The sequence below is a fragment of the Streptomyces sp. MNU76 genome, assembly GCF_020982545.1.
Lineage (GTDB): Bacteria > Actinomycetota > Actinomycetes > Streptomycetales > Streptomycetaceae > Streptomyces.
This window is the reverse complement of the sequence record NZ_JAJKLK010000001.1, coordinates 18,003-36,518: the sequence shown is the minus strand read 5'-3', so window position 1 is coordinate 36,518 and position 18,516 is coordinate 18,003. Positions and strand designations below refer to the sequence as shown.

General features: G+C 69.6%; 10 protein-coding genes and 2 pseudogenes. 5 read left to right on the top strand and 7 right to left on the bottom strand.

From position 1 onward, the window contains the following. Nucleotides 1–77 precede the first annotated feature (77 nt). Nucleotides 78–5,051 carry an NAD-glutamate dehydrogenase gene (locus E4N62_RS00125; RefSeq protein ID WP_230211387.1) on the bottom strand — a complete coding sequence of 1,658 codons (4,974 nt, stop codon included), beginning with the start codon at nucleotides 5,049–5,051 and terminating at the stop codon, nucleotides 78–80. Nucleotides 5,052–5,586: 535 nt separating this feature from the next. Here E4N62_RS00125 and E4N62_RS00120 point away from each other — a divergent pair. Further along, nucleotides 5,587–6,153, top strand: coding sequence for a DJ-1/PfpI family protein (locus E4N62_RS00120; protein ID WP_184893366.1), 567 nt, complete (start codon nucleotides 5,587–5,589; stop codon nucleotides 6,151–6,153). Nucleotides 6,154–6,180: 27 nt separating this feature from the next. Here E4N62_RS00120 and E4N62_RS00115 read toward each other — a convergent pair whose 3' ends face one another. Together E4N62_RS00115 and E4N62_RS00110 are read right to left on the bottom strand one after the other, a co-directional pair. Further along, nucleotides 6,181–6,849: an HAD family hydrolase gene (locus tag E4N62_RS00115; RefSeq protein ID WP_230212323.1), complete on the bottom strand. Its 669-nt coding sequence runs from the start codon at nucleotides 6,847–6,849 to the stop codon at nucleotides 6,181–6,183. A 234-nt stretch (nucleotides 6,850–7,083) separates the two neighbouring features. Beyond that, nucleotides 7,084–7,592, bottom strand: a pseudogene (locus E4N62_RS00110) (hypothetical protein); the annotation flags it as partial. Between the two features lie 396 nt (nucleotides 7,593–7,988). On the opposite strand from E4N62_RS00110, the gene E4N62_RS00105 reads away from it, so the two are divergent. After that, on the top strand, nucleotides 7,989–8,507 hold the full coding sequence (locus E4N62_RS00105) for an Rv3235 family protein (RefSeq protein ID WP_374116887.1): 519 nt from the start codon (nucleotides 7,989–7,991) through the stop codon (nucleotides 8,505–8,507). Between the two features lie 161 nt (nucleotides 8,508–8,668). After that, nucleotides 8,669–10,323, top strand: a pseudogene (locus E4N62_RS00100) (IS1182 family transposase). A 177-nt stretch (nucleotides 10,324–10,500) separates the two neighbouring features. On the opposite strand, the gene secA reads toward E4N62_RS00100, so the two are convergent. Further along, nucleotides 10,501–13,347, bottom strand: a complete 2,847-nt coding sequence (gene secA, locus E4N62_RS00095) for a preprotein translocase subunit SecA (RefSeq protein ID WP_184893358.1) — start codon at nucleotides 13,345–13,347, stop codon at nucleotides 10,501–10,503. 281 nt (nucleotides 13,348–13,628) lie between these two features. On the opposite strand from secA, the gene E4N62_RS00090 reads away from it, so the two are divergent. Beyond that, a complete protein-coding gene (locus tag E4N62_RS00090; protein WP_230211385.1) occupies nucleotides 13,629–14,198 on the top strand; it encodes a GNAT family N-acetyltransferase in 570 nt (189 codons plus the stop codon). A 114-nt stretch (nucleotides 14,199–14,312) separates the two neighbouring features. Continuing rightward, nucleotides 14,313–15,503 carry a winged helix-turn-helix domain-containing protein gene (locus E4N62_RS00085; protein WP_230211384.1) on the top strand — a complete coding sequence of 397 codons (1,191 nt, stop codon included), beginning with the start codon at nucleotides 14,313–14,315 and terminating at the stop codon, nucleotides 15,501–15,503. 3 nt (nucleotides 15,504–15,506) lie between these two features. On the opposite strand, the gene E4N62_RS00080 is transcribed toward E4N62_RS00085, so the two are convergent. The 3 genes from E4N62_RS00080 to E4N62_RS00070 all read right to left on the bottom strand — a co-directional run bounded on the left by E4N62_RS00080 (nucleotide 15,507) and on the right by E4N62_RS00070 (nucleotide 18,276). Continuing rightward, nucleotides 15,507–16,256 (bottom strand): response regulator transcription factor, encoded by a 750-nt coding sequence (locus E4N62_RS00080; RefSeq protein WP_230211383.1) that lies wholly within the window; start codon nucleotides 16,254–16,256, stop codon nucleotides 15,507–15,509. A 205-nt stretch (nucleotides 16,257–16,461) separates the two neighbouring features. Continuing rightward, a complete protein-coding gene (gene hpf / locus E4N62_RS00075; protein ID WP_374116886.1) occupies nucleotides 16,462–17,154 on the bottom strand; it encodes a ribosome hibernation-promoting factor, HPF/YfiA family in 693 nt (230 codons plus the stop codon). A 315-nt stretch (nucleotides 17,155–17,469) separates the two neighbouring features. Then, a complete protein-coding gene (locus E4N62_RS00070) occupies nucleotides 17,470–18,276 on the bottom strand; it encodes a ComF family protein (RefSeq protein ID WP_230211382.1) in 807 nt (268 codons plus the stop codon). Nucleotides 18,277–18,516 lie beyond the last annotated feature (240 nt).

Sequence of the window (18,516 nt, the reverse complement as noted above, 5' to 3'; positions counted from 1 at the left end):
CCGGCGACCCGCACGCGGAAGGGGGCGCCCCACAGCCGTGGAGCGCCCCCTTCGCCGTGCCCGGCGTACCCGTACCCCTACGAGTGCGCGCGCAGCAGTGTCCGCATGGTCCGCATCGCCACCGACAGGTTGGCGAGGTCGAACGCGTCGGAGCCCTGGATCTCCTCCAGGGTCGTCCGCGCCCGGCCCAGCAGCGCCGCGTTCTTCTGCTCCCACACCTTGAAGCGCTGCTCCGGCGTGGAGGAGCCGTTGCCCGCCGAGAGGACCTCGGCGGTGAGGGAGGCGTGGGCCGCGTACAGGTCCTCGCGGATCGCCGCGCGGGCCATGGACTGCCAGCGGTCCGCGCGCGGCAGTTCGATGATGCGGTCCATGAGCTGGGTGATGCGCAGCCGGTCGGCGAGGTCGTAGTACACCTCGGCGACCTCCATCGGCGTCCGCCCGACCCGGTCGGCGACCGCGACGATGTCGAGCGTCGGGAAGGCGGAGGAGAAGCCCGCGACGCGCGTGGCCAGCTCATCCGGGACTCCGGCGCCCGTCAGCTCGTCGTAGATCTTCTGGTACCACTCCAGGTCGGCGCCACGCAGCAGCTTGGGCAGTTCGCCCCAGACCAGGTGCACGCCCTCGGAGAAGAACGCGATGGTCTCGCTGAGCTGCAGCGGCTGCGGCCGGTTGTTGAGCAGCCAGCGCGTGCCGCGCTCGACCAGGCGACGGGAGTGCAGCCGGATCCGGGTCTGCACGGCCGCGTCGACCTTGTTGTCCAGGCCCTCGACCGCGTCCCACACGGCACCCGATCCGAAGATCGCGCGGGACGCGGTCTGCGCCCGGACGATCTCCTCCAGCGAGGCCCCGGTCTCCTCGCGCAGCCGGTGCAGGAAGCTCGTACCGCCCGTGTTGACCGTGTCGTTGACCAGCAGGGTCGTGACGATCTCCCGGCTCAGCGGGTGGCTGTCCACATGCTCGGGGAACCGTTCGTGCAGCGCGGCAGGGAAGTACGCGTGCAGCAGCTTGCGCAGGTAGGGGTCGTCCGGCAGTGAGGTGTGCAGCAGCTCCTCGGCGACCGTGATCTTCGTGTACGCCAGCAGGACGGCCGTCTCGGGGCCGGTGAGGCCGTGCCCGGTGCCCAGGCGTTCGCGGATCTGCCGGTCGGTGGGCAGGAATTCGAGCGCCCGGTCGAGGTGGCCCTCCCTGACCAGGTGGCGCATGAAGCGCTGCTGGGCGTGGAGCATGTCCGAGGACTGGGCGAGGGCGTTGGCGATCGCCGTGTTCTGCGCGTAGTTGTTGCGCAGGACGAGCCGGCCGACCTCGTCGGTCATCTCGGCGAGCAGCTTGTTGCGCTGCTTGACGGTCATGTCCCCGTCGGTGACCAGGCCGTTGAGCAGGATCTTGATGTTCACCTCGTGGTCGGAGGTGTCCACGCCCGCGCTGTTGTCGATGGCGTCGGTGTTGACCCGGCCGCCGTTCTGCGCGAACTCGATCCGGCCCAGCTGGGTGAGGCCCAGGTTGCCGCCCTCGCCGACGACCTGGACGCGCAGGTCGGCGCCGTCGACCCGGATGGCGTCGTTGGCCTTGTCGCCGACGTCGGCGTGCGACTCGGACGCGGCCTTCACGTACGTACCGATGCCGCCGTTCCACAGCAGGTCGACCGGGGCCTTGAGGATGGCCTTCATCAGGTCGGCCGGGGTCATCTTGGCGACCTTGTCCTCGATGCCGAGGGCGTCGCGGATGTGGGCGTTGATCGGGATCGCCTTGGCGGTGCGCGGGAAGACGCCGCCGCCGGTGGAGATCAGATCGGTGTCGTAGTCGGCCCAGCTGGAGCGGGGCAGCTCGAAGACGCGGCGGCGCTCGGCGTAGGAGGTGGCCGCGTCGGGGCTGGGGTCGATGAAGATGTGCCGGTGGTCGAAGGCGGCGACCAGCCGGATGTGCTCGCTGAGCAGCATGCCGTTGCCGAACACGTCACCGGACATGTCACCGATGCCGACGACCGTGAAGTCCTCGGACTGGGTGTCGACGCCCACCTCCCGGAAGTGCCGCTTGACCGACTCCCAGGCACCGCGGGCGGTGATGCCCATGCCCTTGTGGTCGTACCCGGCGCTGCCGCCGGAGGCGAAGGCGTCCCCGAGCCAGAAGTTGTAGCTCTCGGCGACCTCGTTGGCGATGTCGGAGAAGGTCGCGGTGCCCTTGTCGGCGGCGACGACGAGATATGTGTCGTCCTCGTCGTGCCGTACGACGTCGGCCGGCGGTACGACCTCGCCCGCGACCATGTTGTCGGTGATGTCGAGCAGGGCGGAGATGAAGGTCTTGTAGCTGCGGATGCCCTCGGCGAGCCAGGCGTCCCGGTCCACGGAGGGGTCGGGCAACTGCTTGGCGACGAAGCCGCCCTTGGCGCCGACGGGCACGATGACGGTGTTCTTCACCATCTGCGCCTTGACCAGGCCGAGGATCTCGGTCCGGAAGTCCTCGCGCCGGTCCGACCAGCGCAGCCCGCCTCGGGCGACCTTCCCGAACCGCAGGTGCACGCCCTCGACACGCGGGGAGTACACCCAGATCTCGAACGCCGGCCGCGGCGCCGGCAGGTCGGGGATGGCCTGCGGGTCGAACTTCATGGAGACGTAGTCGTGCGGCTTGCCGCCGGCCGCCTCCTGGAAGAAGTTCGTGCGCAGCGTCGCCTTGATGACGGTGAGGAAGGACCGCAGGATCCGGTCCTCGTCCAGGGAGGCCACCTGGTCGAGCGCGGCGTCGACCTCTTCGAGGAGCGCGTCGACGATCTCCCGGCCCGCCCGCTGCCGGTCCGGCGACATCCGCGCCTCGAACAGCGACACGAGCAACCGGGTGGTGTGGACGTTGTTGCGGAGGGTGTCCTCCATGTAGTCCTGGCTGAAGGTGGAACCGGCCTGCCGCAGGTACTTGGCGTAAGCGCGCAGCACCATGGCCTGCCGCCAGGTGAGGCCGGCGCTCAGCACCAGCGCGTTGAACCCGTCGTTCTCGGCCTGCCCGGTCCAGGTGGCGGCGAAGGCCTCCTGCACCCGCTCCCGGGCGTCGTCCCCGGCGTAGTCCACGCTCCCGGCCTGGGCCCTCGGCATGCGCAGCCCGAAGTCGTAGATCCACGCGGTCGTCCGGTCCGAGCAGCGCAGCTCGTACGGCCGTTCGTCGATGACCTCGACGCCGATGCGGTTGAGGACGGGCAGCACCGCGGAGAGCGAGACGGAGCCGCCCTTGCGGTAGATCTTGAAGCGGCGCTCGTCGGGCGCGGCGCCCACCGGCTCGTACAGGCTGAGCTCGAAGTCCTCGTCCTGGTCGAGGGCTTCGAGGCGGCAGAGGTCCGCGACGGCGGAGCGGGGGTTGTGGTCGGCCTTGTACCCCTCGGGGATGGCGTTGCCGTACTTGCGCAGCATCTCGGCGGCGCGCTCCTCGCCGACCTCGGCGTTCAGCGCCTCGGCGAACCCGTCGGACCAGGACCGGGCGGCCTCGACGAGCTTGGCCTCCAGCCGGTCCTTGTCCGCGTCGCTCAGGTGCGGCAGTTCGGTGCCCGGCTGGACGCGGACCACGAAGTGCAGCCGGGAGAGGATCGATTCGGTGTTCCAGGCGGTGAAGTCGACGCTGATGCCGCCCAGTTCCTCCTTCAGGATGTCGATGATCCTGAGGCGTACGCCGGTGGTGTAGCGGTCGCGCGGGAGGTAGACGAGGGCGGAGTAGTAGCGCCCGTACTCGTCCTGGCGCAGGTAGAGCCGCAGCCGCCGGCGCTCCTGGAGGTAGAGCACGGAGGTGACGATGGACCGCAGTTCGTCGGCCGACGTCTGGAACAGCTCGTCGCGCGGGTAGGTCTCCAGGATCTGGAGCAGGTCGCGTCCGTCGTGGCTGTTGGGCGAGAACCCGGCGCCGACGAGGACCTCGTCGACCTTGCGGCGGATGACGGGCACCCGGCGCACGGACTCGGTGTAGGCGGCGGAGGAGAACAGTCCGAGGAAGCGCCGCTCGCCGATCACGTTGCCCTCGGCGTCGAACTTCTTCACGCCCACGTAGTCGAGGTAGGACGGCCGGTGGACGGTGGCCCGGCTGTTGGCCTTCGTCAGGACGAGGATCTTGTGCTCACGGGCCTTGGCGCGGGCGTCGGCGGGCAGCCGTTCGAAGGAGGAGCTGACGGGGTGGTGGTCGTGCCCGGCGTGGTGCGGGTCGGAGCGCAGGATGCCGAGCCCGGTACCGGGGACCGCGGCGAGCGAGTCGTCCTCGCGCAGCTCGTACTCCCGGTAGCCGAGGAAGGTGAAGTGGTCGTCGGCGAGCCAGCGCAGCAGCTCGCGGGCCTCCTCCACGTCCTGTTCGCGCAGGTCGTCGGCGGTGTGCTCGGCGCGCAGCCCGTCGGCGATCCGCACGGCCGCGTCCCGCATCTTCTCCCAGTCCTCGACGGCCTCGCGGACGTCGGACAGGACGCGCAGCAGGTCGTTGTTGATCTGCTTGAGGTCGGCGCGGTCGGTCTCGCGGTCGAACTCGACGTGGATCCAGGACTCGATGTGCGCGTCGTGCGGCAGCGTCTCCCCGGCGGCCACGGCGGCGGACGCCGCGGCGACTGCGGCGGGGTCGATGATCAGCTCGACGAGCTTGCCGGTGACGTCCCGCCGGACGACGACCTGGGGGTGGATGACGACGTGGATCCCGCGTCCCTGCCGTGACAGCTCGTTGGTCACGGAGTCGACGAGGAAGGGCATGTCGTCGGTGACGACCTCGACGACGGAGTGGCTGCACGTCCAGCCGTTCTCCTCGACGGTCGGGGTGTGCACCCGCACGTTGGCCGTGCCCTGGGGGCGGTTCTCGGCCAGCCGGTAGTGGGAGTGGGCGGCTCCGAAGACGTCGACCGGGTCGCGGCCGCTGAGGTCCTCCGGGGCGGTGTGCAGGTAGTAGCGCTGGAGGAACGCGAGCACGGTCTCCCGGTCCGGGATGTCGGACGTACTCTCGCTCGTCGTCCCAGTCGGTAGATACCCCCCGACCGGGCTGTTCTCAGCTACCCGGGCGGCCCGTTCGAGCAGCTCGGCCTTGGCTTCGTCCAGCTTGGTCTGCATTGTCCTCTGGCTCCTGTCGCGCGCCGTTGCGTGACGTAGAAGGAAGTACGAACTCGTCCCCTCCGAAGCGCCACCACGACACGGGGTGTCCGGTCTGTCTCGACGCTATGCCGCAGGGGGAGATGAGCGGGGGGTAATCAGCCATTCTCGGCGCCCGGCAGGCGTGTGACGCTGCTCTCGGCACCGTCCGTCCCGTGGGTGCGCCCGGCCTCCCGGGAGCCTCGGTGGCTCCCTCCCGCCCGCGAGGACCAGCGACCGCCGCCCGGACACGGATGTCGTCCGTGCTCACCGGGCGCAGGGCAGGGACGACGACGTCCCCGCGAGCTATCGCGCTGATCACGCCACAAGGCTATCCCTCCGGACGGGGGGCACGTCATGAGCCGTATGTGTACAAATCCGAGGGTCGAACTTTGACGTTCTGCACAGTACCCACCGCGCACTTTTGAGCTTACCTCCGCGCAGGCGAGCCTATACGCGCCGCGGGGGAAGCCATAGCCTGACGAGAAGAACCCTGCTGCAGCGAGGGGAGCCCACCATGACGGCCAAGATCCTGATCGTGACCGGCGACGCGGCGGAGTCGCTGGAGGTCCTCTACCCCTACCAACGCCTCCGCGAGGAGGGGTACGAGGTCGACATCGCGGCCCCCAGCCGCAAGACGCTCCGCTTCGTGGTCCACGACTTCGAACCGGGCTACGACACCTACACCGAGAAACCCGGCTACACCTGGCCCGCCGACCTGGCCTTCTCCGAGGTCGACCCCGGTCAGTACGTCGCCGTGGTCGTCCCCGGCGGCCGGGCCCCGGAGTACCTGCGCAACGACCCCGAGCTGCGCAAGATCCTCAAGTCGTTCTTCGACACCGACAAGCCGGTCGCCCAGATCTGCCACGGCCCGCTGCTCACGGCCGCCGTGGACGCGTTGTCGGGACGCCGCGTCACCGCGTACCCCGCCCTCGAACTCGACATGCAGACCGCCGGTGCCACCTTCCAGGACGCCGAGACCGTCGTCGACGGCACCCTCGTCTCCGCCCGCGCATGGCCGGACCACTCCGCCTGGATGCGGGAGTTCCTCACGGTGCTGCGGGCGAAGGCGCCGGTGACGTGAAGGGTGGGGGGCGAGGCGGGCCGGGGGTCACGCGGCGAGCCGCTCGGCCTCCTCGACGGCCTCCTCCAGGGTGTCCACGACGGGCACGCCGACCCCCTCCAGGCTGGCGCGGCTGTGGGAGCCCCCGGTGTAGAGCACGGCCTGTGCGCCCACGTGCCGGGCGGCGACCGCGTCGTCGGCGGCGTCCCCGATCACCACGGTCCGTCTCGGCTCGACCCCCACGAGCCGACGCAGATGCCGCACCATGTGCTCGGTCTTGCTGCCGCCGGAGGGCCCGGTGCGCCCGTCGACCCGTACGAAGTGGGGCTCGATCCCGAAACCCCGCACCAGCGGAACCAGCTCCTCGTGCACATACATGCTGAGGATCGACTGGCTGCGCCCGCCGGAGACCCACTCGGTGAGCAGCCCCGGCACCCCCTCGGTCAGCCCGCAGGCGACACGATGCTCGGCGTAGTACCGATGAAAGACCACGTCCATGGCCTCCCACTCCTCGTCCGTGGGCAGCCGCCCGATCAGCCGCTCGTAGAACTTCGGCACCGGCACGCAGTACAGCTCCCGGTACCGCTTCAGCGTGATCGGCTCGATCCCCAGCTCCGCGAAGGCCGCGTTCGTCGCCCCGATGATCGCCTCGTTGTCATGGAACAGCGTCCCGTTCCAGTCCCAGACGATATGAGCCCCGACTCCGTTCATCCCCATACCCGAAACGTACCCCGCCCCACTGACAGGCCAGTCCTGCCGCGGACGCGCTGTCCGGTCTACTCCTTGCTGCGGGCAATCGTGCCGCTGGGGCGATGGGGTCACCTCCCGCTCGAGCGAAGCCGAGAGTGGGGAGGGTGGGCGCAGGCGGCACCCTGCAAGCGCCGGCGAGCGAACCCCACCCCGCTCAGCCCAGCAGAGGGCACCGCACACCCCGCCCGCCCCGAGGTCAGCCCCCAACCCCACCAGGTTCGCAATCTCCTGCGTCGCGTACCAGAGCAACTCATGATCATCAGCCCCGTCCACGATGAACTGCGCGTCATCGTCCCCTGATCCGCCGCCCCCAACGCATCCGCGGCCTCCCCCACCTCCCCCTCGGCCTCCTCCGAGTCGACATGCACGGCCGCGGCCTTGCTCAGCGGCACCGGCCCAGCCACTCGCACCTCCCCGAGCGCCACCGGATCGAGCCCCCGATCGGGATCGGCCACCGCATCCCGGTCGGCCACATCCACGGCCACCACGACCCGCCGCCGAGCCGCCCCCGGATCCACGGCCACCAGCCGCAACGACGCGAGCGCCGCCCGGTTCAGCGCCGCGTACTCCAACTCCTCGATGTCGTCGGACAGATACCACTCCCGCAGAGCGGGCGTCACGGCGTACGCGACGAACGCCTCCTCCCCCAGCTCACCCGTCTTGTACGCCTCGGCGAGCCCGGGAAGGGTCAGGGGGACGTAGACGCGCATGGCAGTCCGCTTTCGTAGTCGTTGTTCTCGGGTCACGCTTCTCGGATCACGTCTGAGGACGTCGGAGCACTCTCCGCGCGACGCACAGCATGTCGACGGTCCTCGCGAAGCCTCTTCCAAAGGACCTTCAGGATACGTGCGGGCGTCCCCTTTCGAGCCCCGCCCAGCCCTCCGGAGGCGTCCACCCCACGCCCTCCGACTCACCCGGTACACCCCAGCCCTGCCGGGCCCGCCCCCTCACGGTCACTCTGATGGGTGAACATTTCGCGACCCCCACCGCCCCGTCGCGCTCTCTTGCGAGCGCCCCTCCCCCTCGTAACAAGATCCCCAACGCCAAGTTACCGACTGGTACCCGGCGGCCTCACCGACGAACGGGGATCCCCGATGAACAAGGTCATGACCAGGACCAAGCGCCACCCCGGCACCCGCCCGCCCGTCCGCCACGACCCCGCCGCCCCGGCCGCACCCCGGCCCGCACAGCCGGCAGGCGGCCGCCTCGCAACGCCCCAGCACCAAGCACCCGCCGCGCCCCCGCGCCCACGACACCCCGCCCCTCACCGCCCCCGTCCCCAGCCCCGCCCCACCGACCGCTTCGCCGACCTCCTCCTCGCCGTACTCAGCGGCCGCCGCCCCGTCCACAGCATGCTGCGCCACACCGCGGGCAGGGCCTACGACGAACTGGCCTGGCTCGCCGAACGCGGCCCTCTGCGCAACCCCCACGGCACCCACCCCGTCGTCCGGGACATCGGCTACTACGTGGCGGCCCCGGGCGCCCTGGAGGTCTTCGCCCGTATCGGCGCGGGCGACCGCGTCCGCGCCATGGCCTTCCGCCTGGAACACGGCCCCGACCACCGCTGGCGCTGCACAGCGCTGGAACTCGACGGCCCGAGGCTCCCCCTCCCGCACGACGACTGAGCCGAACGACGACTGAACCGCGCGATACCCCGGGCCGAGACAGCGAAAGGGCCGGGCACCCGAAGAGACGCTGTTGGTTAATCCCGGCCTTCGCGTGACGTCGGCTCCCAAGACCTTGTTGTGGTCTTGGGAGCCGACGTTGTCGTATGGGGAGGGTGTCGATGTCGATGCAGCCGCGGGAGCCGGGGGAGATCCCGGTGGAGACGGTGCGGGTGGCCCGGGCGGCTTTCCCGAAGGGCAGCCTGGCGATCCGGGTGCGTGATGAGCTGGGTGTTCTGTTTGCCGACGAGCAGTTCGCGGACTTGTTCCCGGTGCGGGGTAAGCCTGCTTGGTCGCCGGGGCGTCTGGCGATGGTGCTGGTGTTGCAGTTCGTCGAGGGATCGACCGACCGGCAGGCCGCTGAGGCAGTGCGGGCCCGGATCGACTGGAAGTTCGCGTTGGGGCTGGAGCTGGCCGATCCCGGTTTCGACTTCTCAGTGCTCTCGGAGTTCAGGGACCGTCTGGTCGGCGGGGATGCCGGGCGGACTGTGCTGGACGCGGTCTTGGTCGCGGCTCAGGAACGGGGGCTGGTCGCCGCTGGTGGGAAGGCACGGACCGACTCCACGCGTGTGCTCTCCTCGGCACGTGAGCTGAACTGGCTGGAGCTGGTCGGAGAGACCTTACGGGCGGCGCTCAACGCGGTGGCCCGCGCGGAGCCGGAGTGGCTGAGGGAACGTGCTGTGCCGGACTGGTTCAAGCACTATGCGACCCGGATCGAGGACTCCCGCTTCCCCAAAGCTCATGCCAAGCGTGTCGAGGTGGGTCGCCGGATCGGAGCGGACGGCATGCGTCTGCTGCGCATGGTCTGGGCGGACGACGCGCCGCCGGCGCTTCGGGAACTGCCGGAAGCCGGCATTCTGCGGCAGGTGTGGGTCCAGCACTTCCACCTGGTGACCAGGCGCTTCGCGCCCGGCGGGACCCAAAAGACCGCCCGCCGGGCGCGAAGCGCCTGGTCACCCCGTATGACATCGAGGCCCGTGGCAGCGTCGAACGCGACACGATGTGGGACGGCTACAAGGTCCATCTCACCGAGACGTGCGAGCCGGATGCGGTGCATCTGATCACGAATGTGACCACCACCGTTGCCACCGTCCCCGACGACCGGATGGCCGCCGTCGTCCACACCGGCCTCGTGAGACGGGGCTTGCTGCCGGACGAACACTGGGTCGACGCCGGTTATACCAACTCCAGCGCCCTGGCCGCCGCCCGCATCGATCACGAGATCGACCTGCACGGCCCGCTGCCGCCGGTGACTGTCGCCCAGGCCCGCGGCGAGGGCACCCACGGACAGAACGCCTTCACCATCGACTGGGACAACCAGCACGTGACCTGCCCGAACGGCATCACCAGCACCCAGTGGCACCACCGCCGCTCCGAAGAACAACTGCCCGTGATCCGGGTCCGGTTCTCGCCTGCCGACTGCCGCACCTGCCCCAGTCTCCGGGACTGCGTCAGCTCGCCGAAAGCCCAACGCAGGGAGATCACCCTGAGGCCCCGGCACGAGTACGAAGCTCTCCACCAGGCCCGGCAGCTACAGACGACCGACGAGTGGAAGGACCGCTACAAGATCCGTGCCGGGGTCGAAGGAACCATCTCCCAAGGAGTGCAAGCCTGCGGCCTGCGCAGATCCCGCTACCGCGGACTCGGCAAGACCAGCCTCCAGCACCAGCTCACCGGCGCCGCGATCAACCTCATCCGCATCAACGCCTGGCTCAGCGACAAGCCCCACGCCCGGACCCGCACCAGCCCACTGGCAGCACTTCGCCCCGCCGCATAACGACGGGGCGAAGCATCAGGGCTGGGCATTAAGCCAACAGCGTCCCCGAAGATGCCCGGCCCTCCACAGCCTCACGACGTGCCGCTCACCGCGCGCCCCGCACGAAACGTTCACGCATGAAACGTCCCGCCCGGAGCGCCCAGCGCGGCGCGCGCTCGCCCCTCCCGGAGCGAACCCTCACTTCTTGCGGCGGCGGCTCGCCTTGCCCTGCTGCTTGCGGCGCTCCGCGCGGGTGAGACCGTCGGCCTCGGAGCGGATCGGCTCGTCCTCGGGCAGGTCGCCCTCGACGATGCCGCCCTCGCCGTCGACCGTGGGAGCGGAGAAGTGCAGACGGTCACGCCGCTGCGGCGCCTCCAGACCCTTCGCCCGGATCTCCGGCCGCGAGGCACCCGCCTGCGCCGGCACCGCGTCGCTCTTGTCCAGGGACGGCTTCGCGTCCTCGACCGGCACCTCCTCGACCTGCTGCTCGACCTGGACCTCCAGGTTGAACAGATAGCCGACGGACTCCTCCTTGATGCCCTCCATCATGGCGGTGAACATGTCGAAGCCCTCACGCTGGTACTCGACCAGCGGGTCCTTCTGGGCCATCGCGCGCAGGCCGATGCCCTCCTGGAGGTAGTCCATCTCGTAGAGGTGCTCACGCCACTTGCGGTCCAGCACCGACAGCACCACACGGCGCTCCAGCTCACGCATGATCTCGGAGCCGAGCTGCGCCTCACGCGCCTGGTACTGCTCGGTGATGTCGTCCTTGATGGACTCGGCGATGAACTCGGCGGTCAGCCCGGCCCGGTCCCCGGCGGCCTCCTCCAGCTCCTCGACGGTGACCTTCACCGGGTAGAGCTGCTTGAAGGCGCCCCACAGCCGGTCGAGGTCCCACTCCTCGGCGAAGCCCTCGGCCGTCTCGGCCTGGATGTAGGCGTCGATGGTGTCGTCCATGAAGTGCTGGATCTGCTCCTGCAGGTCCTCGCCCTCCAGGACGCGGCGACGCTCGCCGTAGATGACCTCGCGCTGCCGGTTGAGGACCTCGTCGTACTTGAGGACGTTCTTCCGGGTCTCGAAGTTCTGCTGCTCGACCTGCGACTGGGCGGAGGCGATCGCGCGCGTGACCATCTTGTTCTCGATCGGCACGTCGTCCGGCACGTTCGCCATGGACATCACGCGCTCGACCATCTGGGCCTTGAACAGCCGCATCAGGTCGTCGCCGAGCGACAGGTAGAAGCGGGACTCGCCGGGGTCGCCCTGACGGCCGGAACGACCGCGCAGCTGGTTGTCGATCCGGCGGGACTCGTGCCGCTCGGTGCCCAGGACGTACAGACCGCCGAGGGACTCGACCTCGTCCTTCTCAGCCTTCACCGCCGCCTCGGCCTTGGTGAGCGCCTCGGGCAGGGCGTGCGCCCACTCCTCGATGTGCTCCTCGGGGTCGAGTCCGCGCTGGCGCAGCTCCGCCTCCGCGAGGTCCTCGGGGTTGCCGCCGAGCTTGATGTCCGTACCACGGCCGGCCATGTTCGTCGCGACGGTGACAGCGCCCTTGCGGCCGGCCTGGGCGACGATCGTCGCCTCCCGGTCGTGCTGCTTGGCGTTGAGCACCTCGTGCTGCACACCGCGCTTGCTGAGCTGCTGCGACAGGTACTCGGACTTCTCGACCGACGTCGTGCCGACGAGGATCGGCTGGCCCTTCTCGTGCTTCTCGACGATGTCGTCGACGACCGCCTCGAACTTCGCGACCTCGGTGCGGTAGATCAGGTCGGACTGGTCCTTGCGGACCATCGGCCGGTTGGTCGGGATCGGCACCACACCGAGCTTGTAGATCTGGTGGAACTCCGCGGCCTCGGTCATCGCCGTACCGGTCATGCCGCACAGACCGGGCTGTTCCTTGCCGTTGTGGTCGTGGCGCTTGTAGAGGCGGAAGAAGTTCTGCAGGGTGATCGTGGCGAGCGTCTGGTTCTCGTCCTTGATGTCCACCCCTTCCTTCGCCTCGATCGCCTGGTGCATGCCCTCGTTGTAGCGGCGGCCGGCGAGGATACGGCCGGTGTGCTCGTCGACGATCATGACTTCGCCGTCCATGACGACGTAGTCCTTGTCCTTCTTGAAGAGCTCCTTGGCCTTGATGGCGTTGTTCAGGTAGCCCACCAGCGGGGTGTTCACCGACTCGTAGAGGTTGTCGATGCCCAGCCAGTCCTCGACCTTGGAGACACCGGCCTCGTGGATGGCGACGGTGCGCTTCTTCTCGTCGACCTCGTAGTCGCCGGTCTCCTCGATGCCCTTGAGCTGGTTGCCGGGCTCGCCCTTCTTCAGGCGCGTGACCAGCTTGGCGAAGTCGCCGTACCACTTGGTCGCCTGGTCGGCCGGGCCGGAGATGATCAGCGGCGTACGGGCCTCGTCGACGAGGATGGAGTCGACCTCGTCGACGATCGCGAAGTTGTGGCCGCGCTGGACGAGCTCGTCCTTGGACCACGCCATGTTGTCGCGGAGGTAGTCGAAGCCGAACTCGTTGTTCGTGCCGTAGGTGATGTCGCAGTTGTACTGCTCGCGGCGCTGGGCCGGCGTCATGTTGGCGAGGATGCAGCCGACGCTCAGACCCAGGAACTTGTGGACGCGGCCCATCATCTCGGAGTCGCGCTCGGCCAGGTAGTCGTTGACCGTGATCAGGTGCACGCCCTTGCCCGCCAGCGCGTTCAGGTACGCGGGCAGCGTGCCGACGAGGGTCTTGCCCTCACCGGTCTTCATCTCGGCGACGTAGCCGAGGTGGAGGGCGGCGCCGCCCATGATCTGCACATCGTAGTGGCGCTGGCCGAGAGCGCGCTTGGCGCCCTCGCGGACGGTGGCGAACGCCTCGGGGAGCAGGTCGTCGAGGGTCTCACCGTCGGCGTACCGCTGCTTGTACTCCTCGGTGAGGGCTCGCAGCTCGGCGTCGGAGAGGTCGACGAAGTCCTCTTCGATGGAGTTGACCTGGTCCGCGATGCGGTGCAGCTTGCGCAGGATTTTGCCTTCGCCTGCACGCATGATCTTCGAGAGGACGGACACGGGGGTTTGTCTCCTTGCCGGTCGGGCCTGGGACGGTCGGTTTCAATGACAGTTGGCAGTTTTCAATCACAGCTTGAGCAACGGCCATCGTAAGCGAGGACCCCGCCGTGCCGGGAGGTCTGGCAGTGACAGCTACCAGGACAACGGGTGGGCGTCGTGGATGGTGCCGCGTTCCAGTCACGATATGCGCGAATTGTGACCGCCCCTTCACGGCACGTGCCGCCGCGCCCGCCCTCCACAACGTCATGGCGCCCTTCCGCTCCGGCGAGCAGAATCGCCCGATGGACCCCGTCACCCTGACCACCGAGCGCCTGCTGCTGCGCACCGTGGACCGGCGCGACACCGACAGGGTGTGCGCCGCCGCGCAGGACCCGGACATCCAGCGCTGGACCACGATCCCCTCCCCCTACCGGCGGGAGCACGCGGTGGGTTTCGTGGAGCAGGCCGTTCCCGAGGGCTGGGCCACCGACTCGATGTTCACCTTCGGCCTCTTCCCGGCCTCGGGCGAACTGGCGGGCATGCTCGGCATCACCATGCGCTCCCCCGGCACCGGCGAGATCGGCTTCTGGGCCACCAGGGAGCACCGTCGCCGCGGCTACATCGCGGAGGCCACCCGCGCCGCCGCCCACTGGTCCTTCACGGCCCTCGCCCTGGACCGCCTCGAATGGCGCGCCGAGGTGGGCAACACCGCCTCCCGCGCGGTCGCCGAACACACCGGCTTCACCCTCGAAGGCACCCTCCGCTCCGCCCTCGACAACAACGGAGTCCGCCGCGACTGCTGGATAGCCTCCCTACTCCCCTCAGACCTGGGCCTCCCTTCGCCGACGCCCTACCTACCGGCCCGCCTCTGAGGTGCGGTGGCGAACGGCCGCCCCGTCCACCTGCGGGCCATCGTCGTGGCCGCCGAGCAGCGGAACCCCACCCAGCTCAACCCGCCTGTCAGTCCCTCCCCTACCCTGCGGAGCATGACCTCCCTCCCGCGCCCCACCACAGAACTCACCGCAGACGAGGCCCGCCGCATCGCCCTCCGGGCACAGGGCTTCCTCGGCGCCCCGGACCGCAGATCCGGCGTCCGCGGCGTCCTGCGACACCTGGGCGCGGTCCAACTCGACACCATCTCGGTCCTCGCCCGCTCCCACGAACTCATCCCGTACGCCCGCCTCGGCGCGGTGGGCCGCGCCACGGTCGACAAGGCCTACTGGTCGACGGCCGCCACCAACACCTCACCGGCCCGCCCGCACGCCTTCGAGTACTGGTCCCACGCCGCCTGCATCCTCCCCATCGAGGAGTGGCCCCACTTCGCCTTCCGCCGCCGCGCCTACCGGGCGCGCCCCCAGTGGGGCCACCAACTCCCGGACGGCGCCTACGACCGCGTCATCAAACAGCTCCGCGCGGAGGGCCCCCTGACCGCCACGGAACTGGGCGGAGCAAAACGCACCAGCGAGTGGTGGGACTGGTCGGGCGAGAAGGTCGCCGTCGAACGCGCCCTGATGTACGGCGAGGTGGTCTGCGTGGAGCGCCGCGGCTGGAAGCGGGTGTACGACCTCGCCGAGCGGGCGATCCCGGCGGACCTCCTCCACGACGAGTTGGACGACACCGAGTGCGTACGCCGTCTGGTCCGCCTGGCCGGCGAGGCTCTGGGCGTCGGCACCCGCGCGGACATCGCCGACTACCACCGGCTCAGGGGCGAGCAGTTCGACGCGGTGGTCGCCGACTCGGGTCTGGTCCCGGTGACGGTGGAGGGCTGGGCCAAGCCCGCCTGGGCCGACCCCGCGGCCCTGGCCGCACCCCCGCGCGGCCGCCACCGCACCACGCTCCTGTCCCCGTTCGACTCCCTCATCTGGGAACGGGCCCGCACGGAACGCATCTTCGGCTTCACCCACCGCCTGGAGGCCTACGTCCCCAAACAGAAGCGGATCCACGGCTACTTCGCGATGCCGGTTCTGTCCGGCGGCCGTCTGGTGGGCCGCGTCGACCCCGCCCGCGACGGTCGCACCCTGGTCGCCAAGCAGGTCACTCTCGACGGCCCCAAGGCGATCCCTGCGGTCGCCCAAGCCCTACTGGAGGCCGCGACCTGGGTCGACTGCACCGACGTACGCGTGGAACGCGTGGACGCCCCGGAACTGCGCGAGCCCCTGCAGCGAGCACTCGCCTAGGGTCTAGCGGATCTCCAGGATCTTCTCCCGCATCGCGTACACCACGGCCTCCATCCTGGAGTGCAGCTGCAGCTTCTCCAGGATGTTGCGCACATGGTTCTTCACGGTGTTCTCGGAGATGAACAACTCCTTGGCGATGTCCCGGTTGTTCATCCCGGTCGCCACGAGCTTGAGCACTTCCAGTTCCCGGTCGGTCAGCCTCGGCGCCGGCACCAGTCGCCGCTCGTCCGTCCGCTGGATCATGGACTTGAACTCGGTGAGCAGCTTCGACGCCATCGAGGGGCTGATCTGCGACTGCCCGTCGGCCACCGCGCGAATGGCGGTGGCCACCTCGTCCGTGGAGATCTCCTTGAGGAGATAACCGGTCGCCCCCGCCTTGATCGCGTCGTAGAGGTCGGCCTCCTCGTCGCTGATCGTCAGCATGATGATCTTCGCACTGGGGGCCACCTCCTTGATGGAGGTGCACGCCTCGATACCGCCGCGCTTGGGCATCCGTACGTCCATCAGCACGATGTCGGGCAGCAGATCCGCGGCCTTGTCGACCGCCTCCGCCCCGTCACCGGCCTCGCCGACGACCTGGATGTCCTCCTCGGCGGCGAGCACGATCTCCAGACCGCGGCGGAAAAGCGCGTGGTCGTCCACCACGAGAACGCGGATCGGTTCCTTGCGCGGGGAGCCCGCGGCGGATCCCACGCCGACGGAACCTTCGTCGGCATCCTGGTCACGCATCGGTCCGAAACTGCTGTCCGCCATCGTTCCTCCCCCTGAAGGCCGTGGCCTGTCTTTCTGTGCCATCGCCAACCCAAGGCAACGGCCCGCCGGTTGGGGCCGGTTCGGCCATGATTTCATGCCCCGCCGACACCGCGGTGACAGAGCGGGCCACAAGGGGTCGCACACCGGTGCCCCTGGGGGCGCACAAGCGCTCCAGGGGCACCAGCTCAGCTGTTACCCGGCGCGGTCAGCCGCCGAGCACGCCGCCCGCTGCGTCCGCGTGCGCCTGGGCGACCATCGGGTCCGTGCTGAGGTGGATGACGCCGTAGTCGTAGGCGTGCCGCCGGTAGACGACACTCGGTTCCTTGGTCTCGGAGTCGACGAAGAGGTAGAAGTCGTGTCCGACCAGCTCCATCTCGTAGAGAGCCTGGTCGAGGGTCATCGGGGAAGCGACGTGGGTCTTCTCGCGGACGATGAGGGGGCCTTCGCCCTTCACCTCGAGCGAGCCGATCTTCTTGGTGGGTACGCCGTCCGGCTGCTCCTCGTCGGCGACGTATCCGTTGCCGTTGAGGGTGGCCACGCCGGGGACGTGGTCGGCGACCTCCGCGGCCGTGAGCCTGCGCGCGCCTCGGCGCGTGTAACGCTTGTCGTGCTGCTTGCGCAGCCGGGCCTCGAGCTTGTCCGCCGCCAGGTCGAGCGCCGCATACGGATCGCTGGCCGCTGCCTCCGCCCGAATCACCGGTCCGCGTGAGTGGAGCGTGATCTCCACCCGGTCACTGCGGTCGGCCTGTCGGGGGTTGGGCTCCTTGGACACCTCGACGTCGAGGCTGATCACCTTGCCGTCGAGCTTCTGGATCTTCTCCAGCTTCAGCTTCTCGGCCACGTGCTTGCGGAACCGCTCGGGCACCTCGGTCTTGCGGCCCTTGACGACGATGTCCACGCAGAACTCCGTTCCCGGATCGCTCCGCTCCACTGGCGGAGCATCTCCCTTGTGCACCAGGTTCCGGCGACTCCCGGAACCGCGGACTCGGTGACTTCCACCTCCTCCTCCCCCGTGGGCAAGATCTCCACCCCACCGGCGCGGGGTGATTCAGAAAACCCGCAGCACAGCATTCGGATATGTGGTGAACGGCCGGGGCCATTCCCTCACAACCGAACATATCTCGCTCGGACGGATGTCGTCACCCTCTACCGAGACGTACCTCCGTTCAGGTGAATTGACCCTCTCATTACCTGCAACGATGCAAGTCAGCGGTCAGTTCCGGTTTATTTGGAAAGAGTCGGGAGGCGCGGCGACCACCGCCGCCCGGAGCCCGTCCTCGGCGTCTTCCGGCCGGGCCCTTCCCGTCACCCCTCGTGTTCGCGCCGCCTCCTTTCTGTTCGCTCCCGCTCCGTGCTCCCCCGACACCGCCACCGCCACCGCCACCCGCGGGTCCCTCGCCGCCCGCACCGCCCGGGCCGCCTCCGCGAGCGAGGCACCGGTCGTCATCAGATCGTCCACGAGCACGACCGCGCCACCGTCCAGCAACCGGGCACCCCCGGCGGCCACCTCCAGGGCGCCCGCGAGGTTGTCCAGCCGCTGCCGGGAGTCCAGCCCCGACTGGTCGGCCACGGCTCGCCGCTGCCGCAGCACCCCGGCCACCCGGGCCGGTGTCCCGGTGCGCCGCAGCACCCCGGCCGCCGCGAGCGCGATCCGCCGCGCCGGGTCGTGCCCTCGCGCCCGCACCGCCCGTCGCGCGGACGGCACCGGAACCAGCAGCACCGGCCCCGCACCGCCGCCCGCACGCACGGCCCCCGCCAAGGCCGTGCCGAGTGGTCCGGCGAGCGCCAGCGCACCTCGTTCCTTGTGCGCGATCAGCGCGGCCCGCACCGCGTCCTCGTACGGCGCCACGGCGTGCACCACCGGCAGCCCGGACGGCTCCGGCTCCGGTCGCACCCGACACGGCACGGCCCCGGTCAGCGCCGCGCGGCACTCCGGGCAGAGCACCGCGCGAGGCCTCCCGCAGCCTCCGCACTCGGCCGGCAGCACCAGATCCGTGAGGTCCTGCCACCACCCCCGCATGCCCACCACTGTGCCAACGCATGCGGCCCCCTGCCACCCCTGTGGACAACCACCTGTGGACAACTCACCGCAACGACAGAGGGGTTGTCACCCACACGAACGACGGGTGCCCAAAGAAGACCGAACGCCACCCCAAAATGACCAACCACCCCAAAAAACCGGTCACAGCCGAACCCACCCCGAGGCACCCGGCGCAACTCCATGAACCACCCCAGCCAAGCCCTCCGTTCGCCCCACCGG

Bases quoted from the DNA above. Each gene is read 5' to 3' on its own strand.
- E4N62_RS00125 (WP_230211387.1), bottom strand. From the start codon at position 5,051: ATGCAGACCAAGCTGGACGAAGCCAAGGCCGAGCTGCTCGAACGGGCC.
- E4N62_RS00120 (WP_184893366.1), top strand. From the start codon at position 5,587: ATGACGGCCAAGATCCTGATCGTGACCGGCGACGCGGCGGAGTCGCTG.
- E4N62_RS00115 (WP_230212323.1), bottom strand. From the start codon at position 6,849: ATGGGGATGAACGGAGTCGGGGCTCATATCGTCTGGGACTGGAACGGG.
- E4N62_RS00105 (WP_374116887.1), top strand. From the start codon at position 7,989: ATGACCAGGACCAAGCGCCACCCCGGCACCCGCCCGCCCGTCCGCCAC.
- E4N62_RS00090 (WP_230211385.1), top strand. From the start codon at position 13,629: ATGGACCCCGTCACCCTGACCACCGAGCGCCTGCTGCTGCGCACCGTG.
- E4N62_RS00085 (WP_230211384.1), top strand. From the start codon at position 14,313: ATGACCTCCCTCCCGCGCCCCACCACAGAACTCACCGCAGACGAGGCC.
- E4N62_RS00080 (WP_230211383.1), bottom strand. From the start codon at position 16,256: ATGGCGGACAGCAGTTTCGGACCGATGCGTGACCAGGATGCCGACGAA.
- E4N62_RS00070 (WP_230211382.1), bottom strand. From the start codon at position 18,276: ATGCGGGGGTGGTGGCAGGACCTCACGGATCTGGTGCTGCCGGCCGAG.